Origin of the sequence: Streptomyces sp. SDr-06, assembly GCF_003324565.1 — a bacterium.
Classification (GTDB): Bacteria; Actinomycetota; Actinomycetes; order Streptomycetales; family Streptomycetaceae; genus Streptomyces.
In genome coordinates this window covers 61,358-81,975 of the sequence record NZ_QOLA01000011.1, presented here as the reverse complement: position 1 = coordinate 81,975, position 20,618 = coordinate 61,358, and the positions used below count along the sequence as shown (strand labels likewise).

The window sequence follows — 20,618 nt, the reverse complement described above, 5'->3', positions numbered from 1 at the left end:
GCTCAGGCCTGGGTCAGCGCCCAGATGCCGACGGCGAAGCACACCAGGGCCACCAGGAGCACCGGCACCGCGACCTTGGCGGGCGGCCCCGGTCGCGACGGCCGGGGCGAAGGGGGCGCGAACGGGGCCCCGTGGACGGGAACTTGGGGAGCGCCGGGCGCAGAGGGGTACGGCGCCGTGTACGGGGTCGTCGCGGGGGTCGGCGGGGTCCGCTCGTACTGCGGCGGCAGGTAGGCGGCTGCCGGTGCCTGCGTGGGAGGGGTGGGCGGCTGGGGCGGGGCCGTGGGAAGGCGCCCCGTGACGGGCCCGTGGCCGGAGGGCGCCCGGCCGGGCATCGCCGTACCGGGCGCCAACGGGTGGTTCGGCCCGCTCTGTTGGGCCAGGGACCGTCCCGTGTTCTCGTACGCCTCCGGCGCGGGTCCGCCCTCCCTCTCCGCAGCGGGGGACGGCGTGGGCGTGGGGCGTTCGGGGCCGTCTGCGGCGAAGCCGGGGGGCAGCGGGCCGATCTGGTCGAAGACCTCGACGGGCTCCTCGTCCGGGTCCTGCTCGGGCAGCAGCTCCACCGCCGACGCCAGCGCCTTGCGCGCGCCGGTGGCCGTGCGGAACCGGTTCTGCGGCTGGGGCTGGAGCAATCCCGCGAGGACCTGCCAGAGGGGCTCAGGAATGCCCTGAGGGGTGCTGGGAGTGCCGTGGGCGGCGAAGTGCTCGACGAGGGCCCGAGCGTCCGGCTTGCTGCCCTCCAGGAGGTACAGCGCGACCAGGCCGACGGCGAACAGGTCGGCGGCGAAGTCGGGTTCGGCGCCCATCATCTGCTCGGGGGCGAAGTAACCGGGCGTCCCCACCACGTAGTTGGTCTCGGTGAGGCGCGGCTCGCCCTTGCGCATCGCGATGCCGAAGTCCGACAGGCGCAGATGCGGGCGGCCGCTTCCGGTGGCCTCCAGCAGGATGTTGGCCGGTTTGATGTCGCGGTGGACGACGCCCTCCGCGTGGACGGCGGCGAGACCGGCGAGGAGCTGGTCGAGCAGCGTGCACACGAAGCGATGCGGCAACGGCCCGTAGTCGCCGATGAGATGGGCCAGCGAGCCGCCGCACACCAGGTCCATGGTGAACAGGACCTGGTCGTCGTCGGCGGCCCAGCTGGCGGGCGCGAGGACGTGCGGGTGGTCGATCCTGAGGGCCTGCTCGCGGACGAACCGCAGGAGGGTGTGGGCGTCGCTCTGCTGCAGCACCTTCGCCGCCACATAGCGGCGGCGGCGCCGGTCCCAGGCGCGCCAGACGGCTCCGGCCCCGCCCCGCCCGACCGGATCGACCAGCTCGTACCGACCGGCGAAGACCTCGCCCACCCGACGCTCCCCAGGATCGATCGGACCGTTGTCAGCTCTGGTGCGACTCGTAGTGCGAGACCGCCTCGGCGGTGCGCCCGGCGCCGTACACCCGGAGGAACTCTGCCAGTTCGGGGTGGGCGGGGGCGAGGGTGTCGGCGGCGGCGATGATGTCCCCCGCGGCCGCCACGGAACGCAGCAGCGACTGGATCTCACGCACCACGCGCCGCACCGTCGGCGCGCCCGAACTGGACGTGGTCTGCCCGGTGTTGGTCAGCACCGAGCCTCCCTGCGACTTCTTGATCTCTTCCATCCGGTCGGTGGCCTCCACGGCGCTCACACTGCCGTCGGCGACCTGTCCCGCGAGGTCCTGGAGCGCCTGGACGCGCTGCACCACGGCCGGATTGCCGATCTTGGCCCGCTGTCCGCTCATCAGCTGCGACAGCATGGGCGCCGAGAGCCCCAGAACAGCGGCGAGCCGGGCCTGGTTGAGCCCGAGGTCGTCTATGAGCCGGCGAAAGAGCGCCCCCAACGGCTCCCCGTACCAGCTCCGCTGAAGCTCCTTGGCTCTGGCGGTCGCTTCCTGCTGTGCTGCGTCCATTGCGCGTCTCCCCATCGCTTCCCCATTGAGGCCGCTTCACGGGTGCGAACCTCGACGAGCATCTTACGGAGAGTGGTCGTTCACCGGGAGTCCCAATCCTTTTGCGAGATCCCCGGTTCCACCCGGTACTCTGGTCCCGCGACACCCCGTCCGGGGCCTTAGCTCAGTTGGTAGAGCGCTGCCTTTGCAAGGCAGATGTCAGGAGTTCGAATCTCCTAGGCTCCACATCGCAAGAGGCTCCCTGACCTGCAAGAACGATGGTCAGGGAGCCTCTTTTGTTCTCTTGGCGGGCGTCCGGCCCGCGGCCCTCCCGCACGACGAGAAGCGCCCGGCACCCTGGGAGGCAGGGCGCCGGGCGCTTCTCGTCGTGTTCCGCCGCTCGTCAGGTCCGCTCGTCGCGGCCCCGGCCGGTCAGCTCCGCTCGTCGTGTTCCGCCGCTTCCGCCGCGGCCTGCTTGGCCTGGACCTCGGGGTCCAGGACGTCGGTGGAGCTGCCGTCCACCGAGGCGAGCGGGGGCCGGTCCGCGACCTCGGTCGGCTCCGGGGGCTCGACCAGCCAGTCCGGGTTGGCCTGCTTGTCCCACCAGCGCCACGCGGCGAAGGCGCCGCCCGCGAGGATGCCGACCACCAGGAAGCCCTTGCCGGCGCGGGCCGCCCGGGCCCGGCGCCGGTGCTTGCGCGCGAGCTTCTCGATCTCCTTCGTCGTCACCTGGCCGCGCAGCGCCGCGAGGGCCGCCGCCGAACGGGCCACGGCCTCCTCGCGCAGGGGCTGGGCGGCGGCGACCGCCTGCTCCACGCGCGGGGCGGCGTAGTCGGCGGCCTGCCGGGCGGCCCGGCGCGAGCGCTCGGCCGCCTGGTGGGCGACCTCGTCCATCCTCGACGGGACGCGCGGCGCGACATGGGCGTCGTACTGCTGGCGGGCCTGGGTGCGGGCCTGGGCCGCGGCCTTCGACACCTTGGGCGCGACGCGTACGCGCGCTTCCTGCGCATAGTGCTGGGCATACTGCGCGGCCTGCTGCCTGGCCGAGTCGGCGTAGGGCGCCACCACTTCCGCGGCGTGCAGCACGCTCTCCTTCGCCGTTCCGGTTGCGGCGCGCACGCTCTCCATGCGGGTCACGTGATCCTCCTCCTTGGTGGCGGTTCGGTATGTCGCCTTTCCACCCATCTCGAAATCATGCCTGTCCTGCGGGTACCCGGCATGTGCGGAAAGGCATCCGGGTGGGCATCGCGTCTTTGAAGCGGATGAGGGCGCAGTGCGGGAGGGAACTCGTCGACGACGATGCCACGGTTGCGGCCAGTACGGCACCGTTTAGCGGGTATCTGTCGGTAACCGGGCACTTTCCCGTCCTCGCGGGCGGTCCGTGCGAGGATCGTGGGGCGTCCGTGCAGACCACCAAGGAAGGCAGATCGTGGCCGAGCAGCTTTACGCCACCCTGAAGACCAATCAGGGCGACATCGAAATTCGGCTCCTGCCGAACCACGCACCCAAGACGGTCAAGAACTTCGTGGAACTCGCCAAGGGCGAGCGCGAGTGGACGAACCCGGCCACCGGCGAGAAGACCACCGCCCCGCTGTACGACGGCACCGTCTTCCACCGCGTCATCAGCGGTTTCATGATCCAGGGCGGTGACCCGCTGGGCAACGGCACCGGCGGCCCGGGCTACGAGTTCGCCGACGAGTTCCACCCGGAGCTCGCCTTCGACAAGCCGTACCTGCTGGCCATGGCCAACGCCGGTCCGGCCACCAACGGCTCGCAGTTCTTCATCACCGTGTCGCCCACCGCGTGGCTGACCCGCAAGCACACCATCTTCGGCGAGGTCTCGACGGACGCCGGCCGCAAGGTCGTGGACGCCATCGCGGCCGCCAAGACCAACCCGCGCACCGACCGCCCGGTCGACGACGTAGTCATCGAGTCGGTCGTCGTGGAGAGCCGCGAAGGCTGAACTCCGGCTCCGCAGGGAACCATTCCGCCCCGCTCGTCCGTATGACGAGCGGGGCGGAGCTGCTGCACGAGGACGAGGGAGCCCGATGAACCAGGACCAGGACGAGGCGCGGCAGTCGAGCCTGCCCAGCTGCTACCGGCACCCCGGCGTGGGGACCGGCATCAGCTGCACCCGCTGCGAGCGCCCGATCTGCCCCAGCTGCATGATCAGCGCGTCCGTCGGCTTCCAGTGCCCCGAGTGCGTGCGCTCCGGCTCCGGTACCGGCCACGCCCCGACGGCCAACCGGCCGCGGACGGTGGCGGGCGGGGCGCTGCCGGCCGGCGACCCGCAGCTGCTCACCAAGATCCTCATCGGGATCAACCTGGCCGCGTTCCTGGTGCAGGAGGTCGTCGGGTTCCGGTTCACCGGCGCGTTCTACCTGCTGGGCGGGTGGCCGGTGCAGGGCTTCGACGGCGTGCAGGGCGTCGCCGAGGGGCAGTGGTACCGCCTGCTGACCTCGATGTTCCTGCACGGCGGCTATGCCCACATCGCGTTCAACATGCTCAGCCTGTGGTGGCTCGGCGGGCCCTTGGAGGCGGCGCTGGGCCGGGCCCGCTATCTGGCGCTGTACTTCGTGTCGGGTCTGGCGGGCGGCGCACTGACGTATCTGCTGGCCGCACCCAACGAACCCTCGCTCGGCGCGTCCGGCGCGATCTTCGGCCTGTTCGGCGCCATGGCGGTGCTGATGCGGCGGATGAAGTACGACATGCGGCCGGTCATCGGGCTGCTCGTGGTCAACCTGATCATCACGTTCACGTGGTCGGGCATCGCCTGGCAGGCCCATGTGGGCGGCCTGGCCGCGGGTGTCCTGGTCGGCGTCGGCATGGTCCACGCCCCCGCCCAGCGTCGGGCCCTGGCGCAGTGGGGCAGCTGTGTCCTGGTGCTCGCCGTCTCGGTCGCCCTCGTGCTGATCCGTACCGCCCAGCTCACCTGACGGGGCCGGTCCGGCCACGGTGGGTACGAGCTTTCCCCAGAGTTGTCCACAGTGGGTGCACGGTCTTGTGCACCGGGTGGGGAACGCCTGCGCCCCTCGCCCCTGACCTGGTGGTTTCCAGGCGGGGCAAGGGGCGCATGGGACGGGGTGCCCGGCGGAACCAGTCACACCGGCGTCAACTTCCCGGAAGTTATCCACAGATCGTCTGAGTTATCCACTCCCCGTGGATAGCGCTGTGGATAACTAGGGGCAGAGCTTGCTTTCGCCGCTCCTCACCCCTCCGTGCGGAGCGCTACTTCCACTGCGTGGACACGCCGAAGCCGCCCGCGATGAAGCCGAAGCCGACGACGATGTTCCAGTTTCCGAGCGCCTTGAGCGGCATATCGCCCTCGGTCACATAGAAGAGGACGATCCAGGCGAGCCCGATGAGGAAGAACGCCAGCATCACCGGGGCGACCCAGCCGCGGCTGCCCAGTTTGATGGCGGTCGCCTGCTTGGCGGGCGGCGGCGTGAAATCGGCCTTCTTGCGGATACGTGACTTCGGCACGAGGAACTCTCCTGTCGATGCGCTGCGTGACCGCGCAGGGAACTGTGGCGGCGCCGGGGGACGGGGCTGCGGGGGAAGCCTCCCCCAAGCGTCCGTTAGCGTAGTGCTTCCGTGGCGCCGAAGGAGATAAGGGTACGTTGAGCAATTCTGCCGACTCCCCCGACGGGGTCCCCGAACCGCCCCGGCGCCGCCTGCGGGCCCGCCCCGTGCGGCTGCTGTCCGCCGCCGTGTTCGCGCTGGCCGGCCTCATCTTCGTCACCAGCTTCAACACGGCCAAGGGCACCAACATCCGCACCGACGCCTCCCTCCTGAAGCTGTCGGACCTCATCAGCCAGCGCGACCGCAAGAACAAGGAACTCGGCGACACGACCGCGGCCGTACGCAGCGACGTGGACGCGCTCGCCCAGCGCGACGACGGCTCCACCAAGGCCCAGGACCAGCTCCTCAACGGCCTCAAGGACGCCTCGGGCACCGCTCCCGTCTCCGGCAGGGCGCTGACCGTCACCCTCAACGACGCCCCGCCCAACGCCACCGCCGCCCCCGGCTACCCCGCCCCGCAGGCCAACGACCTCGTCATCCACCAGCAGGACCTGCAGGCCGTGGTCAACGCGCTGTGGCAGGGCGGCGCCCAGGGCATCCAGGTCATGGACCAGCGCCTGATCGCCACCAGCGCCGTCCGCTGCGTCGGCAACACCCTGATCCTCCAGGGCCGCGTCTACTCGCCCCCGTACAAGATCACGGCGGTCGGGGACACCGGGAAGCTGCGCGGGGCGCTCAACGCCTCCAAGGCGATCCAGAACTACCAGCTGTACGTGAAGGCCTACGGGCTCGGCTGGAAAGTCGACGAGCACAAGACGATGACTCTCGCCGCGTACTCGGGCACAGTGGATCTCCACTACGCGAAACCGGTGCAGTAGCGGCGCAAGAGGGGGCATCGCCGATGTCCGTGCGGATCGTCGTGAGGACCTTCAGCGAACTCTGCCTCACCGTCGGCACCCTGATCGTCCTGTTCGTCGTATACCTCCTGTACTGGACCGGCGTGCAGGCCGACCACGCGGCGAGCGACCAGATCACCGGCCTCCAGGAGCAGTGGGCCCAGAACCCGCCGCCCCGCCCGGCCGCCCCGCAGCGGGCCGCAGGACCGCCCGCGCCCGCCGCGTACGCCGAAGGCCGCTCCTTCGCCGTCATGTACATCCCCCGGCTCGGCCGGGACTGGCACCGACCCGTCCTGGAGGGCACCGCCGTCGCCGACCTCCAGAAGGGCCTCGGCCACTACGCGAACACCGCGCGCCTGGGCCAGCAGGGCAACTTCTCGGTCGCCGGCCACCGGCGCACCTACGGCGACCCGTTCAAGGACTTCCCCGAACTGCGGCCCGGCGACGCGGTCGTCCTGCGCGACGACACCACCTGGTACACCTACCGCATCGACAACAGGCCCTACCGGACCGTGCCGAGCGACGTCGGCGTCATCGACGCCGTCCCCGCCAAGTCGCCGTTCCGCTCACCGGGCCGCTATCTGACCCTCACCACCTGCGACCCGGAGTGGGGCAGCAGCCACCGGCTGATCGCCTGGGCGCACCTCGACTCCACGCTGGCGGTGGCCCAGGGCAGACCCACAGCTTTGGACGGCTGACCCCACACCACAGCCGGGCCCCTTAGTCTGGTGCCGTAACGATCGTCGGAAGGGACAGCGGGGACCGCATGTACGGCTGGATCTGGCGGCATCTGCCGGGCAACGCGTGGCTGCGGGCGTTGATCTCGCTCGCGATGGTCCTCGTGATCGTCTACGTCCTCTTCCAGTACGTCTTCCCGTGGGCGGAGCCGCTGCTCCCGTTCAACGACGTGACCGTGGACCAGGGGATGGGGGCGGCAGGCCGGTGAGCGCGCGCATCCTCGTGGTCGACAACTACGACAGCTTCGTCTTCAACCTGGTCCAGTACCTGTACCAGCTGGGCGCCGAGTGCGAGGTCGTCCGCAACGACGAGGTGTCCCTCGACCACGCCCAGGACGGCTTCGACGGCGTCCTGCTCTCCCCCGGCCCCGGCGCCCCCGAACAGGCGGGCGTCTGCGTCGACATGGTGCGCCACTGCGCCGCAACCGGCGTCCCCGTCTTCGGCGTCTGTCTCGGTATGCAGTCGATGATGGTCGCGTACGGCGGTGTCGTGGGCCGGGCCCCCGAACTGCTGCACGGCAAGACGTCGCCGGTGCTGCACCAGGGCACAGGCGTCTTCGCGGGGCTCCCCTCTCCTTTCACGGCGACCCGCTACCACTCGCTGGCCGCCGAGCCCGCGACCCTGCCGGGCGAGCTCGACGTCACCGCCCGCACCGAGGACGGCATCATCATGGGGCTGCGCCACCGTGAACTGCCGGTCGAGGGCGTCCAGTTCCACCCCGAGTCGGTCCTGACCGAGCACGGCCACCGCATGCTGGCCAACTGGCTGGTGGACTGCGGGGACGCGGGGGCCGTCGAGCGGTCGACGGGGCTCGCGCCGGTGGTGGGCAAGGCCACGGCGTGACCTCGGTGCGTCCGGAGCACGAGTACGACCCGCTGACGGACCCCCTGCCACCCGGGGGGCACGGGTCGCCCTGGTTCCGGGCCGACAACCTGGCACCCGACGCCTCAGCCCCCGCACAGGAGCCCGTATCCGAGGCGTTGGCCGAGCCCATGACGGCGCCTCAGGAGTGGTACGCGCAGGGCCCCGCGACCCATGAGCAGGCCTGGTACCCCGCGCAGGAGCCGACCGGGCAGCCCGTCGCCCCGATCCCGCCCGCCGCACCCGGCATACCCGGCCCGGAGCCGATACCCGGCGCCGAGACCCTGCCCGGCGGCCCGACGATCCCGCTCGCCGGTCCGCTGCACGGCGGCGGGGCGATACCGGAGCCGCCCCTTGGACCGGCCTTTGGCACGGGCAGCGAGACCGTGGCCCTGCCGACCTCCACGATCCCCCCGGCCACCGGAGGGCGGGCCGAGCGGCGCAGGGCAGCCAAGGGCAAGCGGCGCGCGGCTCCGGCCCCCGCGGTGGAGGGGCGGCCGCTGACCCGGGCCGAGGCGCGGCGGGCCGCGAAGGCGCGCAAGGACAGCGCCGCGGTGATCGCCAGCCGGGTCCTGGGCGAAGCGTTCATCACGCTGGGCGTGGTGATGCTCCTGTTCGTGACGTACCAGCTGTGGTGGACGAACGTCCGCGCCCACCAGGAGGCGGGCAGCGCGGCCAAGAAGATCGCGCAGGACTGGGCGGACGGCCGCAAGCCGGGCACGTTCGCGCCGGGCCAGGGCTTCGCCATCATGCACATCCCCAAGCTGGACGTCGTCGCCCCGATCGCGCAGGGCACCAGCAAGGCGAAGGTCCTCGACAAGGGCATGATCGGGCACTACGACGAGGGCGCCCTGAAGACGGCGATGCCCTCCGACGCGACCGGTAACTTCGCGGTCGCCGCCCACCGCAACACCCACGGCGAGCCCTTCCGGTACATCAACCGGCTGAAGGCGGGCGACAAGGTCGTCGTCGAGACGCAGGACGCGTACTACACGTACGAGATCACCAGCGAGCTGCCGCAGACCTCGCCCGCGAACGTCGCGGTGCTCAAGCCGATCCCCGCCGGATCCGGATTCACCAAGCCCGGCCGCTATCTGACGCTGACGACGTGCACACCTGAATTCACGAGTACCTACCGGCTGATCGTGTGGGGCAAGATGGTCGACGACCGACCGCGCAGCAAGGGCAAGCCCGACGCGCTCGTGGAATGACCGAACGGACAGCAGGGGCGGGTGCGGTGGCTACAGGAACCGACCACGAGGAGCGGACCGGCACGCCCGGACCTGCTCCGGTCCGGCGCGGCCGCGGAGCCGTCGCCGGCGTCATCAGCGTATTCGGCGAACTCCTCATCACCGCTGGCCTGGTGCTCGGCCTGTTCGTCGTCTATTCCCTGTGGTGGACGAACGTCATGGCCGACCGCGAGGCGTCCGCACAGGGCGACAGCGTGCGGCGGGACTGGGCGGCCTCCACCGGGCCCGGCGCGCTCGACACCAAGGGCGGCATCGGCTTCCTGCACGTGCCCTCGATGAAGAACGGCGAGGTGCTCGTCAAGGAGGGCACCGACACCGACGTCCTCAACGGCGGTGTGGCCGGCTACTACACGGACCCGGTCAAGGCGACGCTGCCCGGCGCGGGCAAGAACGGCAACTTCACGCTCGCCGCCCACCGGGACGGCCACGGCGCCAAGTTCCACAACATCGACAAGGTGAAGACCGGCGATCCGGTGGTCTTCGAGACCAAGGACACCTGGTACGTCTACAAGGTGTTCGCGGAGCTGACCGAGACGTCGAAGTACAACGTCGACGTGTTGCAGCCGGTCCCGAAGGAGTCCGGCGCCAAGAAGCCCGGCCAGTACATCACCCTGACGACCTGCACCCCGGTCTACACCTCGAAGTACCGCTACATCGTGTGGGGCGAGCTGGTGCGCACCGAGAAGGTCGACACCAGGCGCACCCCGCCGGCCGAACTGCGCGGCTGATCGCCGCAGTTGCCCGTACGCGACTGAGCCCCGGCTCCCTGTGTGGGAGCCGGGGCTCGGTGCTGTGCGGGGGCCTGGCGGGCTCGGCGGCCCGCCGGCCCGTCAGCCGAACGGGAAGTTGTTGCCCCCGCCGCCGCCGATGGTGGCCAGCGTGACCGGCTGGTTCGGGTCGGCCATGGTGCCCGGACCCGGGGTGACGAACGTGACGCGCGCCTTCTCGTCGTCCGAACTGCCCGGCGCGAACTGGATGTTGCTGAAGCCCGCGTCGTTCAGTGCCTGCTCCGCCTTCTTGACCGTCTGGCCGATCAGACCCTGCGGGATCGCCACCTGGCCGGGCGGCGGGTTCGGGGTCTGCTGCTGGCCCTTGGAGACCTTGAGGACGATCTGGACGTCCTTGGACTGGTTGGTGTTGCCGCTCGGGGTCATCGAGACGACCTGGTTGAGCGGCTTGTCGGCGGAGTCGACGTCCTGACGGGACACGTTCGTGAAGCCGAGAGTGCTGAGCTGCTGTACCGCGGCGTTGTAGTCCGAACCCGTCACGTCGGGCAGCTTGGTCGTCTGCTTCTTGGCGATCGTGAGCGTGACCGTCGAGTTCTTCTCCGCCTGGGAACCGCCCTGCGGGTCCTGGGCGTCGACCGTGCCCGGCGTCGAGCTGGACTCGGCCTCCTTGGTCTTCACCTGGAAGCCCTTGCTCTGGAGCAGCTGCGTCGCGCTGTCCTTGTCCTTCTGCGTGACGTCCGGAACCTCGATCTTGGGGGCGCCCGTGGAGACGGTGACCGAGACGGTCTCGCCCTTCTTCATGTTGCCGCTGGCCGGGCTCTGGCTGCAGATGTTGCCCTTGGGCTGGTCCGCGCACGGCTCGTTCTTGGACACGGCCATCTTGACGCCGGCGTTCGTCGCCATCTTCTCCGCGTCGCCCTGACTGCTGCCCACGAGGTTGGGAACGCCCACCGTGGTGCTGTCGGCGCCGCCGCTGAAGACGGACTTGCCGATCAGGATCGCGCCGACCAGCACCAGAACGCCCGCCAGGATCAGCAGGACCGTCGAGGTGTGCGACTTCTTCTGACGGCGCCGGGCCGGTCGGTCGTCGTAGCCGTAGCCACCGTCGTCCGGATTGACCGGGGGCAGCATGGAGGTCTGGCCCGCACCCGGGTCGGCCTGGCGCAGCGCGGTCGTCGGCTGGTCGTTGCCGTAGCCGTTGTTGTAGCCGTCGTACCCATTGCCGTAGCCGACCGCGCCCAGGGCGGCGGTCGCGGCGACGGGCTGGCCGTCGAGGTAGGCCTCGATGTCGGCGCGCATCTCGTCCGCCGACTGGTAGCGGTAGTCCGGGTCCTTGACCAGTGCCTTGAGGACGATGGCGTCCATCTCGGGCGTGATCTCGGCGTCGAAGTTCGAGGGAGGCTGGGGCTCCTCGCGCACGTGCTGGTAGGCCACGGCGACCGGGGAGTCCCCGACGAAGGGGGGCCGCACGGTGAGCAGCTCGTACAGCAGGCAGCCCGTCGAGTACAGGTCGCTGCGCGCGTCGACCTGCTCGCCCTTGGCCTGCTCCGGGGAGAGGTACTGGGCGGTGCCGATCACGGCGGCGGTCTGCGTCATCGTCATGCCGGAGTCGCCCATGGCGCGGGCGATGCCGAAGTCCATGACCTTGACCTGGCCGGTGCGCGTCAGCATGACGTTCGCCGGCTTGATGTCGCGGTGGACGATTCCGTTGCGGTGCGAGTACTCGAGGGCCTGGAGGATGCCGATGGTCATTTCCAGGGTGCGCTCGGGCAGCAGCTTGCGCCCGGAGTGCAGCAGCTCCCGCAGGGTCGACCCGTCGACGTACTCCATCACGATGTACGGGATGGAGACGTTGTCGACGTAGTCCTCGCCGGTGTCGTAGACAGCGACGATCGCCGGGTGGTTGAGCGAGGCGGCCGACTGGGCCTCACGGCGGAACCGGGCCTGGAAGGACGGGTCGCGGGCGAGGTCGGCCCGCAGCGTCTTCACGGCGACGGTGCGGCCGAGCCGGGTGTCGTGCGCGAGGTAGACCTCCGCCATGCCACCACGGCCGAGCACCTGGCCCAGCTCGTACCGGCCGCCGAGGCGACGCGGCTCTTCCATAGCTAATCCAGCCCTCTCCGTCTGTCCCGACCGTACCCATGGGTGGTCCGGCGGTGTGCTGTTCGCGCATACGCTACCGGGCACCGCAAGCCGATCAGCCCGCGACCGCCACCTGATACCGGACCGGTACAGGGCGCGTGTGATGTTTCACGTGAAACGAGCGATGTTTCACGTGAAACGGCCCGGGTCACTTCTTGCTGTCGAGCACCGCCTTCATCACGTTCTTCGCGATGGGGGCCGCCAGCTTGCCGCCCGCGATGTCGTCACGGGTCGTGTCGGAGCCTTCGATCACCACGGCGACCGCGACCGGCGAACCGTCGCCGCTCTTGGCGTAGGAGATGAACCAGGCGTAGGGGTTGCCGCTGTTGTCGACGCCGTGCTGGGCGGTACCGGTCTTGCCGCCGACGGTGACCCCGTCGATCTGCCCCGCCTTGCCGGTGCCGTCGGTGACCACGAACTCCATCATCTTCTGGACCTTCTGCGCCGTGGCGGCCGACATGGGCTGGCTCATCTGCTCCGGCTGGGTCTTGGAGAGCACATCCACGTTCGGAGTCTGGAGCTGGTCGACCATGTACGGCTTCATCAGCTTGCCGTCATTGGCGACGGCGGCGGCGACCATGGCCATCTGGAGCGGGGTGGCGCGGTTGGAGGCCTGTCCGATGCCCGCCATGGCGTTCTGCGGACGGTTGTCCTTGGGGAAGACGCTGGCGTCCGTGCGGACCGGGTTGAAGATTTCCTTGTTGAAGCCGAACTTCTCGGCCTCGGCCTTCATCTTGTCGTTGCCCAGGTCGGCGCTGATCTTGCCGAAGACGGTGTTGCAGGAGTACTGGAGCGCCACCTTCAGCGTGGCGTTCTCACAGGGGATGTTGCCTTCGTTGTTCAGCGGTTGGTGGGCGGTGTCCGGCAGGATGTACGGCACCGGCGACTTCGTCGGGTCGTCGATCCCTGAGTACAGGCCGTTCTCCAGAGCGGCCGCGGCGGTGACCACCTTGAAGGTGGAGCCCGGCGGGTACGTCTGGCGCAGGGCCCGGTTCAGCATCGGGTCGTTCGGGTCGGCCTTCTTCTGCAGGGCGTTGTAGGCCTCGGAGTCCTTCTTGCTGTTGCCCGCGAACGTGGACGGGTCGTAGGACGGCGTGGAGGCGAGCGCCAGGATCGCACCGGTGCGCGGGTCGATGGCGGCGACGGCGCCCTTCTTGTCGCCCAGCCCTTCGAAGGCGGCCTTCTGGGCCTTGCTGTTCAGGGTGGTGATGACATTGCCACCCTTCTTCTTGTCCCCGGTGAACATCGACATGGTCCGGTCGAAGAAGAGCCGGTTGTCGGTGCCGGAGAGGATGCCGTCCTCCAGGTTCTCCAGCTGGGTGGCGCCGAACGCCTGCGAGTCGTACCCGGTGACCGGCGACCACATGGGGCCGTCCTTCCAGACCCGCTTGTACTTGAAGTCGTTGCCGGTCGTCTCCGTCGAGCCGGTGATCGTCTGGCCGTCGGCCGTGATGATGTTGCCGCGCTCATGGGCGAAGCGCTCGATCTGGACGCGGCGGTTGTGCTCGTTCGTGTTCAGCTCGTCGGCCCGCACGTACTGCAGCCAGTTGTCGCGGATCATCAGCGACAGGATGAGCAGACCGCAGAAGATCGCGATCCGGCGCAGGGGCTTGTTCACGGTCGGACCACCTGGGTCATCTCGGCGTCGGGGGACGGGGCGGGGGCCGGTGCGGGACGGCGCGCGGTGTCGCTGATCCGGATCAGGATCCCGATCAGGGCCCAGTTGGCGATGACGGAGGAACCGCCCTGGGCGAGGAACGGCATCGTCATACCGGTCAGCGGGATGAGGCCCATCACACCGCCGGCGACGACGAACACCTGGAGCGCGAAGGCGCCGGACAGGCCGATCGCGAGGAGCTTGCCGAACGGGTCGCGGGCGGCGAGCGCGGTGCGCACACCGCGCTCCACGATCAGGCCGTACAGGAGCAGCAGCGCCATCATTCCGGCCAGGCCCAGCTCCTCACCGACGGTGGAGAGGATGAAGTCGGCGTTGGCGGCGAAGCCGATGAGGTCGGAGTTGCCCTGGCCGAGCCCGGTGCCCAGCGTGCCGCCGGAGCCGAACGACATGATGGCCTGGCCGATCTGCTCACAGGCACCGCTCTTGTCGGACGTGTAGCAGGCGAACGGGTCCAGCCAGGCGTTCACACGCGACTGGACGTGGCGCTCGAACGAGGCCACACCGACCGCGCCGACCGCCGACATCAGCAGACCGAACACGATCCAGCTGGTGCGCTCGGTGGCGACGTACAGCATGACGACGAACAGGCCGAAGAACAGCAGCGAGGTGCCGAGGTCGGTCTCGAAGACGAGGATCAGGATCGACAGCGCCCAGATGACCAGGATCGGCCCGAGGTCGCGGCCGCGCGGCAGGTAGAGACCCATGAAGCGCCGGCTGGCCAGTGCGAGCGCGTCGCGCTTCACCATCAGGTAGCCGGAGAAGAAGATCGCGATGATGATCTTCGCGAACTCGCCGGGCTGGATGGTGCCCAGGCCGGGGATCGAGATCCAGATCTTCGCGCCGTTGACGGCCGGGAAGAACATCGGGATGACCAGCAGGAACAGTGCCACCGCCATCGAGATGTACGTGTAGCGCTGCAGGATGCGGTGGTCCCTGAGCAGCAGCAGTACACCGATGAACAGCGCCACCCCGATCGCGGTGAACAGCAGCTGGTGAGGAGCGTCGGGGGAGAACTTGCCCCATGCGCTCTTCGCCCGCTGGATCAGCCGCGGCGACTGGTCCAGCCGCCAGATCAGCACCAGGCCGAGCCCGTTGAGCAGCGTCGCGAGTGGCAGCAGCAGGGGATCGGCGTACTTGGCGAACTTACGCACCACCAAGTGCGCCACACCCGCCATCAGGCCCAGGCCCAGACCGTATCCGAGCATGCCGGAGGGAAGCTTGCCGGTCATGGCAAGCCCCACGTTGGCGTACGCGAACACCGGGATGGCCACGGCGAAGATCAGCAGGGCCAGCTCGGTGTTGCGGCGGCTCGGTGCTTCGATCGCGCCAATGGTGGTCGTGTTGGTGACAACGCTCATGGTGTGGAAAGGCCCCCTACGGCTGCCTACTGCTTACCGCACTGCGAGACCAGCTTCTGCTCGTCCTCCGAGAGGCTGGGGCCGGGTGTGGGAGATGCGGTGGTGGTGGTCTTGTTGGACGGGGCGCTGGTGGCGCCCGTGCCGGGCTTCACGGAGTTGTTGCTCTCCGCGGCGCGACGCTCCTCCTCCTTCTGGCAGGCGGACGCCTGCGTCGCGAACTCCTGGATCTTGGCCTGCGCCTTGTCGAGGCTGCTCGCGGCGATCGTCGAATCGATCTGGTTGCGCTGGTACTGCGGGAGGTACTTGAGTTCGATCTTCGGGTAGTCGGTCTCCACCTTGGAGAGCTTCACCCACGCCAGGTCCTGGCTGATGCCCCGGTACAGCGCCACGTGCGGCGTGCCGTCGTTGTTGGTGCCGATGAAGTACTGCGTCTGCGTCCAGCGGTAGCCGCCGTACAGACCGCCGCCGACGACCGCCAGGGCCAGCACGATGTAGATCGACCTGCGGATCCACCGGCCGCGGCCGCGCCGGCGCGGCTTCACGAAGTCCTCGTCCGTGTACGAGCCGAAGGTGCCCTCGGGAGGATTGCCGTAACCGCCGTCCTCACCGCTGCCGGGCGGGCCGAAGCCGCCTCCCGGGGGCGAGGGAGCGGGACGGCCGAGCCCGGAGGCGCGGCCCGCCGGCGTCTGCATGGCGCCGCCGTCATTCAGCTGGAGCTGGTTCTCGGCGACCGCGCCGACGATCACCGGGGTGTCGTTGAGCTGCCCCGCCAGGGTGTCCCCGGCGTCGACGTCGAGCACATCGGCGATGATCACCGTGATGTTGTCGGGGCCGCCGCCGCGCAGCGCGAGCTGGATCAGCTCCTGCACGGTCTCCTGCGGACCCTGATAGCTGGCGAGGGTCTCCTCCATCGTCTGGTGGGAGACCACCCCCGACAGGCCGTCGGAGCAGATCAAGTACCGGTCGCCGGCCCGCACTTCGCGGATCGACAGATCCGGCTCGACGTGGTCACCGCTGCCCAGCGCCCGCATCAGGAGCGAGCGCTGCGGGTGGGTGGTGGCCTCTTCCTCGGTGATGCGGCCCTCGTCGACCAGCCGCTGCACCCACGTGTGGTCCTGGGTGATCTGGGTGAGGACGCCGTCGCGCAGCAGATAGGCGCGCGAGTCGCCGACATGCACCAGGCCCAGGCGCTGACCCGTCCACAGCAGAGCGGTGAGCGTGGTGCCCATCCCCTCCAGCTGGGGGTCCTCCTCGACCATCATGCGCAGCTGGTCGTTGGCCCGCTGCACGGCGGTGCCCAGCGAGGTGAGGATGTCCGAGCCGGGTACGTCGTCGTCGAGCGTGACCAGCGTGGAGATCACCTCGGACGAGGCGACCTCACCGGCGGCCTGACCGCCCATGCCGTCGGCGATGGCGAGGAGACGGGGACCGGCGTAACCGGAGTCCTCGTTCCCCTCGCGGATCATGCCCTTGTGCGATCCGGCGGCGAAACGCAGGGAGAGACTCATGCGCACCTCGCCTGTCGGCTCGGGGTACAGCCGGTCATGTCGAGCCACACTGCCCACCCTCCGGTCGGGAGCCCGTCCCGGTCCCTGAGGACCGCCGCGGCTCGCTCGCTCCGCTCGCTCATTGTCGTACTACTTCCGCAGCTCGATGACGGTCTTGCCGATGCGGATCGGCGCGCCCAGCGGAATCGGGGTCGGGGTGGTGAGCCGGGTCCGGTCCAGATAGGTGCCGTTGGTGGACCCGAGATCCTCGACGATCCAATTGCCGTCCCGGTCCGGGTAGATCCTGGCATGGCGGCTCGACGCGTAGTCGTCGTCCAGGACGATCGTCGAATCGTGCGCCCGGCCCAGCGTGATGGTCTGGCCCTGCAGCGCGACCGTGGTGCCGGTGAGGGTGCCCTCGGACACGACCAGCTTGGTCGGGGCGCCGCGGCGCTGCCGCCCGCCGCCGCTCTGCTGCTGGCCGCGCTGGGGCGGCGGCGCGGCCGCGGCCGCGGCCTGGCGGCCGGTCTGCTGCTGCCGGTTCGCGTCATTGCCCCGGCGCGAACCGCGCTGGGTGACGCGCGTGCCGAACAGGTCGCTGCGAATGACCTGAACGGCCACGATGACGAACAGCCACAGTACGGCGAGGAAACCCAACCGCATGACCGTGAGGGTCAGCTCTGACATTGCCCCCGCTTCACCCTTCGGCTTGCCGGTAAACGATGGTGGTGCTGCCCACGACGATCCGCGAGCCGTCGCGGAGCGTAGCGCGGGTGGTGTGCTGCCCGTCCACCACGATCCCGTTGGTGGACCCGAGATCCTGGATCGTCGGGGGCGTTCCGGTCCGGATCTCACAGTGCCTGCGCGAAACGCCGGGATCGTCGATCCTCACGTCCGCATCGGTGCTGCGGCCAAGGACCAGCGTCGGGCGGGAGATCTGGTGGCGGGTGCCATTGATCTCGATCCAGCGTCGCACCTGGCCGTGCCCGCCCGGCATCGGCCCCGGCGCCGGACGGCGGTCGGCGGGCGAACCGTTGGGGCGGCCCGGAGGCGGCGCTGCGGGCATGGGCGGAGCCGCGGCCGGCGGATAGCCGTAGCCACCGCGGCCGCCCTGGGGGGCCGCGGGTGCCGGGCGCTGCGGAGCACCGGGGCCGGGGCCCTGGGGTCCCTGGCCCTGCTGGTCGGTGCTGGACGCGAGCGTGCGGCTGCGCACCCGGTACAGACCGGTGTCGAGGTCCTCGGCCTTCTCCAGGTGCACCTTGATCGGGCCCATGAAGGTGTAGCGCTGCTGCTTCGCGTAGTCGCGCACCAGGCCGGAGAGCTCGTCGCCGAGCTGGCCCGAGTACGGGCTGAGCCGCTCGAAGTCCGGGGCGCTCAGCTCGACGATGAAGTCATTGGGGACGACCGTGCGGTCCCTGTTCCAGATCGATGCGTTGTTGTCGCACTCACGCTGGAGCGCGCCGGCGATCTCGACCGGCTGGACCTCGGACTTGAAGACCTTCGCGAAGGTGCCGTTGACCAGGCCTTCGAGACGCTGCTCGAAACGCTTCAGGACTCCCATGGGGCACCTCCTCCGTCGTTGCCGTCCTGGTGTTGCTGCCGGTTCTGCTCTGGGTCGCTCTCTTGGTACTGCTTACTGATCGTATCCACGCGTCGGGAAATCGGCTGGTTCCCCTTCTGTGCCCTGTGGACGAGTGTCACCTCTCACACGCACCTCTCGTACGGATCGTAGAGGTGGCATCCCGACAGTGTCCCGCACCCTGGGTGCACTCAGGAGGAGCGGGTAACGGCGCCGGGGGTTGCCTCTTTCCTGATCTGCTCCTCCCCACCAGGGTCGCCCCAAACAACGGATGTGAATCCACCCTGCGCAGCGTGCTAATCTTCTCGACGTCGCCAGGCAATCGCACCGAAAAGTGAGAGAGCCCAGCACACCACTCTTGCGCGAGTGGCGGAACGGCAGACGCGCTGGCTTCAGGTGCCAGTGTCCTTCGGGACGTGGGGGTTCAAATCCCCCCTCGCGCACAAGTCGGAAGCCCCGCAGATCCCCGGATCTGCGGGGCTTCCTTCGTAGGTCCACACTCCCCGCGCAGCACGGACCCGCACGCCCCGCGTCACGTCTGCGCTGCTCCACGCCGTGTCCCTTCCCCAGCTGCTCTCCCGGGCGTTCTCCTCCCCTGTGTCATATGTCGCGTCCCGCGCCGCGCAAACCCCTGCCCGCGCACCCGGCAGGGGGCCGCACGACTTTTGTCGCGGCGAGGCACGACGAAAGAGAGCCGCCCGGCCGGGGGAGCACTGCCTAGGGTGCGGGCGTGGATGTGTCATCGAGGGCCCGCAGCGGATGGCGCCTGCTGAAGGGGCCCGAACCCTGGTCGCGGCGCCGCGTCGGCGGCGAGGCCGCGCTCGCGTTCGTCCTGGCCCTCATGACGGGCGGCACGGGGCTGCTCGTCGGCGGGCCCCTGCGCGCCGCGGCCGTCACCGTCGCCGTCGTCGCCCTGTCCCTGCTGCGCCGCTCCCTGCCCGCGAGCGTGCTGCTCGGCGCCGCGGCCCTGGCCATGACGGCGGGCGAGGCCGCCCCGCTCCTGATGGTCGCCGCCTGGTCGGCGGGGCGCCACATCCTCGGCGCGGGACGGGCCCTGGCCGCCTTCACGGCCGCCTTCGTCATCTACCAGGTGCTCGGCGTCATCACGCTGTGGCCCATCGCACAGCCCGTCCTCATGGGCGTCTTCAGCACCCTGTTCTTCCTCGCCGTAGCCGTCGTACCCGGCCTCACCAGCCGGTACTGGTCGCAGCGGCGCACCCTGCTGCGCGCCATGCAGGAACACAACGCCCAGCTGCTCCGCGAACGCGCCATGGTCGCGGGCCAGGCCCGCCTGCGCGAGCGCCAGCGCATCGCCCAGGACATGCACGACAGCCTCGGCCACCAGCTCGCCCTCATCTCCGTGCACACCGGCGCCCTGGAGGTCGACCCCGAACTGACCGGTCGCCAGCGCGAGGCCGTCGGCGTGCTGCGACAGGCCTCCGTCGCCGCCATGCACGAACTGCGCGAGGTCGTCGGCATCCTGCGGGACGGCGTGGAAGCCCCCGGGGCGCCCGACGCGGCCCAGCCCGCCGCCCGGGGCACCGCCGGGATCCAGGAACTCGTGACCGCCGCACGGGCCGCCGGGAACACCGTGGAACTGCGGGCCGGCGGCGAACCCCGGCCGCTGGCCGCCGCCGCCGATCACGCGGCGTACCGGATCGTCCAGGAAGCCCTGACCAACGCCTACAAGCACGCACCGGGCGCCCCGATCACCGTGGAACTGCGCTACGAACCCGACTCGTTCGTCGTCGAGGTCGTCAACGGCGTCGTCGACCGCACTGCCGCGGACCAAGCCGGTGAAGTGGTCAGCGGAGGCCAGGGCCTCACCGGACTGCACGAGCGGGCCCGGCTCGTCGGCGGCATGGTGCACACCGGCCCCACCGACGACGGCGGCTTCCGGGTGGCGGGCGTCCTGCCGTACGGGGCCGCCGAAGCCGCGACGTTCGTCGACGCCCCCGACGACTTCCGGCAGCAGTCACCCGCCCCGCCCCTCGGCGACGGTGGTCCGGTCATGGACTGGAACATCGCGGAGAAGGAGCTGGGCATGAGCGGCAGGAACAGGGCCGGGGGCGTCGCGCTGGGATGCGGAATCGCCGTGGGGGCGCTGGTGCTGCTCGCCATCGCGGCCGGAGTCGGACTGTTCTTCCTCGCCGGATCGGCCGAGAAGGGCATGATCGACCCGTCGCAGTACGAAAGGATCAAGGTCGGAGCGTCCGAGGCGGAGGTCCGCGACGCGCTGCCGAGCGGCGACACCGTGCTGACCTCCGGACTCGCCGGAAAGGGCCCCGCCGCACCAGAGGCCTCCCAGTGCCTGGTCCTGATGTCCTCCGAGACCGGCGACAGCCTGGAGACCGAGCCGGTGTTCCGGTTCTGCTTCAAGGACGGCAAGCTGATCGAGAAGAAGTCGTACGAAGTGGCGCGCTAGCGGCGACACCGGCGGGCCCCCGGCCCGCTCCGGGGCCGTGCGACGGCACACA

Annotated in this window: 19 protein-coding genes and 2 tRNA genes; 11 read left to right on the top strand and 10 right to left on the bottom strand. The window is 70.0% G+C overall.

The features are described 5' to 3' along the window. Positions 1-2: 2 nt before the first annotated feature. Both DT019_RS22265 and DT019_RS22260 read right to left on the bottom strand, forming a co-directional pair. Positions 3-1,343, bottom strand: coding sequence for a serine/threonine-protein kinase (locus DT019_RS22265; RefSeq protein WP_114038646.1), 1,341 nt, complete (start codon positions 1,341-1,343; stop codon positions 3-5). Between the two features lie 31 nt (positions 1,344-1,374). Continuing rightward, complete coding sequence (locus DT019_RS22260; protein WP_114038645.1) at positions 1,375-1,923, bottom strand: helix-turn-helix domain-containing protein; 549 nt, start codon at positions 1,921-1,923, stop codon at positions 1,375-1,377. A gap of 152 nt (positions 1,924-2,075) precedes the next feature. Between DT019_RS22260 and DT019_RS22255 the strand changes: the two genes are divergently transcribed. Further along, a tRNA-Ala gene (locus DT019_RS22255) sits at positions 2,076-2,148 on the top strand. Between the two features lie 186 nt (positions 2,149-2,334). Here DT019_RS22255 and DT019_RS22250 read toward each other — a convergent pair. After that, complete coding sequence (locus tag DT019_RS22250) at positions 2,335-3,039, bottom strand: DUF5324 family protein (RefSeq protein ID WP_388972320.1); 705 nt, start codon at positions 3,037-3,039, stop codon at positions 2,335-2,337. Between the two features lie 292 nt (positions 3,040-3,331). On the opposite strand from DT019_RS22250, the gene DT019_RS22245 reads away from it, so the two are divergent. Together DT019_RS22245 and DT019_RS22240 are read left to right on the top strand one after the other, a co-directional pair. Then, positions 3,332-3,865 carry a peptidylprolyl isomerase gene (locus tag DT019_RS22245; RefSeq protein ID WP_114038643.1) on the top strand — a complete coding sequence of 178 codons (534 nt, stop codon included), beginning with the start codon at positions 3,332-3,334 and terminating at the stop codon, positions 3,863-3,865. Between the two features lie 85 nt (positions 3,866-3,950). Further along, positions 3,951-4,838, top strand: coding sequence for a rhomboid family intramembrane serine protease (locus DT019_RS22240; RefSeq protein ID WP_114038642.1), 888 nt, complete (start codon positions 3,951-3,953; stop codon positions 4,836-4,838). A gap of 292 nt (positions 4,839-5,130) precedes the next feature. Here the strand turns inward: DT019_RS22240 and crgA are convergent, their stop codons facing one another. Further along, positions 5,131-5,385, bottom strand: a complete 255-nt coding sequence (gene crgA, locus DT019_RS22235) for a cell division protein CrgA (protein ID WP_100575579.1) — start codon at positions 5,383-5,385, stop codon at positions 5,131-5,133. 137 nt (positions 5,386-5,522) lie between these two features. On the opposite strand from crgA, the gene DT019_RS22230 reads away from it, so the two are divergent. From DT019_RS22230 to DT019_RS22205, 6 genes are all read left to right on the top strand, one after another. After that, a complete protein-coding gene (locus DT019_RS22230) occupies positions 5,523-6,302 on the top strand; it encodes a DUF881 domain-containing protein (protein WP_189389822.1) in 780 nt (259 codons plus the stop codon). Positions 6,303-6,325: 23 nt separating this feature from the next. Continuing rightward, entirely contained in the window at positions 6,326-7,018 is a 693-nt protein-coding gene (locus DT019_RS22225) for a class E sortase (protein WP_114038641.1), read from the top strand. Positions 7,019-7,086: 68 nt separating this feature from the next. Further along, positions 7,087-7,266, top strand: a complete 180-nt coding sequence (locus tag DT019_RS22220) for a hypothetical protein (RefSeq protein WP_114038640.1) — start codon at positions 7,087-7,089, stop codon at positions 7,264-7,266. Next, positions 7,263-7,901 (top strand): aminodeoxychorismate/anthranilate synthase component II, encoded by a 639-nt coding sequence (locus DT019_RS22215; protein WP_114038639.1) that lies wholly within the window; start codon positions 7,263-7,265, stop codon positions 7,899-7,901. The genes DT019_RS22220 and DT019_RS22215 overlap by 4 nt, the downstream gene beginning before the upstream one ends. After that, positions 7,898-9,130, top strand: a complete 1,233-nt coding sequence (locus DT019_RS22210; RefSeq protein WP_223279711.1) for a class E sortase — start codon at positions 7,898-7,900, stop codon at positions 9,128-9,130. The genes DT019_RS22215 and DT019_RS22210 overlap by 4 nt, the downstream gene beginning before the upstream one ends. Then, positions 9,127-9,897, top strand: a complete 771-nt coding sequence (locus DT019_RS22205) for a class E sortase (protein WP_114038637.1) — start codon at positions 9,127-9,129, stop codon at positions 9,895-9,897. Before DT019_RS22210 ends, DT019_RS22205 begins: the two co-directional genes overlap by 4 nt. Before the next feature lie 102 nt (positions 9,898-9,999). Here DT019_RS22205 and pknB read toward each other — a convergent pair whose 3' ends face one another. The 6 genes from pknB to DT019_RS22175 all read right to left on the bottom strand — a co-directional run bounded on the left by pknB (position 10,000) and on the right by DT019_RS22175 (position 18,123). After that, positions 10,000-12,000 carry a Stk1 family PASTA domain-containing Ser/Thr kinase gene (gene pknB / locus DT019_RS22200; RefSeq protein ID WP_114038636.1) on the bottom strand — a complete coding sequence of 667 codons (2,001 nt, stop codon included), beginning with the start codon at positions 11,998-12,000 and terminating at the stop codon, positions 10,000-10,002. A gap of 187 nt (positions 12,001-12,187) precedes the next feature. Next, the gene (locus DT019_RS22195) at positions 12,188-13,657 is read right to left on the bottom strand and encodes a penicillin-binding transpeptidase domain-containing protein (RefSeq protein WP_114038635.1); all 1,470 of its coding nucleotides are present in this window, start codon (positions 13,655-13,657) and stop codon (positions 12,188-12,190) included. Then, positions 13,654-15,075, bottom strand: coding sequence for an FtsW/RodA/SpoVE family cell cycle protein (locus tag DT019_RS22190; RefSeq protein ID WP_114038634.1), 1,422 nt, complete (start codon positions 15,073-15,075; stop codon positions 13,654-13,656). Before DT019_RS22190 ends, DT019_RS22195 begins: the two co-directional genes overlap by 4 nt. 26 nt (positions 15,076-15,101) lie before the next feature. Then, on the bottom strand, positions 15,102-16,583 hold the full coding sequence (locus tag DT019_RS22185) for a Stp1/IreP family PP2C-type Ser/Thr phosphatase (protein ID WP_223279709.1): 1,482 nt from the start codon (positions 16,581-16,583) through the stop codon (positions 15,102-15,104). Positions 16,584-16,712: 129 nt separating this feature from the next. Beyond that, entirely contained in the window at positions 16,713-17,249 is a 537-nt protein-coding gene (locus tag DT019_RS22180; RefSeq protein WP_114038632.1) for an FHA domain-containing protein, read from the bottom strand. 10 nt (positions 17,250-17,259) lie between these two features. Beyond that, the gene (locus tag DT019_RS22175; protein ID WP_114038631.1) at positions 17,260-18,123 is read right to left on the bottom strand and encodes an FhaA domain-containing protein; all 864 of its coding nucleotides are present in this window, start codon (positions 18,121-18,123) and stop codon (positions 17,260-17,262) included. 378 nt (positions 18,124-18,501) lie between these two features. Here DT019_RS22175 and DT019_RS22170 point away from each other — a divergent pair. Together DT019_RS22170 and DT019_RS22165 are read left to right on the top strand one after the other, a co-directional pair. After that, a tRNA-Leu gene (locus DT019_RS22170) sits at positions 18,502-18,584 on the top strand. A 287-nt stretch (positions 18,585-18,871) separates the two neighbouring features. Further along, positions 18,872-20,566 carry a sensor histidine kinase gene (locus DT019_RS22165; RefSeq protein WP_223279708.1) on the top strand — a complete coding sequence of 565 codons (1,695 nt, stop codon included), beginning with the start codon at positions 18,872-18,874 and terminating at the stop codon, positions 20,564-20,566. Positions 20,567-20,618 lie beyond the last annotated feature (52 nt).